At 45.7% G+C, this 313-nt stretch carries 1 protein-coding gene; it reads right to left on the reverse strand.

Features of this window, described 5'->3' with window-relative positions; all coding sequences use genetic code 11:
* The coding region (hisG, locus tag AB4653_RS27815; RefSeq protein ID WP_372105862.1) for an ATP phosphoribosyltransferase at positions 1 to 313 on the reverse strand (313 nt) is incomplete at both ends.

A 313-nucleotide genomic window follows, 5' to 3' on the forward strand; every position in this document is an offset into this window, starting at 1 on the left:
CAATCAATGCCGTTTTGTCTGCATCGAAATCACCAACACGTTGAATCAGTGTTGCTTTAGATTGGAAGATAGCTTCTGCTTCTTTTAGGCCGTTTGCTTCTAGCGTTGCGCCTGTAGAAACTAAGTCTGCAATAGCGTCTGCTAGACCTGCGCGAGGAGCAACTTCAACCGAACCTGTTAGCATACAAGTGCTGAATTCAACACCCTGCTCATCCATGTAGGCTTTTAGTAGTTGTGGGTAGGTTGTTGCAATACGTTTGCCCGCAAGATCTTGTGGGCCGTTGTAGACTTCATCTTTGTTGATTGCGATAGA

This window comes from Vibrio sp. 10N.222.48.A3, from assembly GCF_041475345.1.
In the GTDB taxonomy this organism is placed as follows: Bacteria; Pseudomonadota; Gammaproteobacteria; order Enterobacterales; family Vibrionaceae; genus Vibrio; species Vibrio tasmaniensis_A.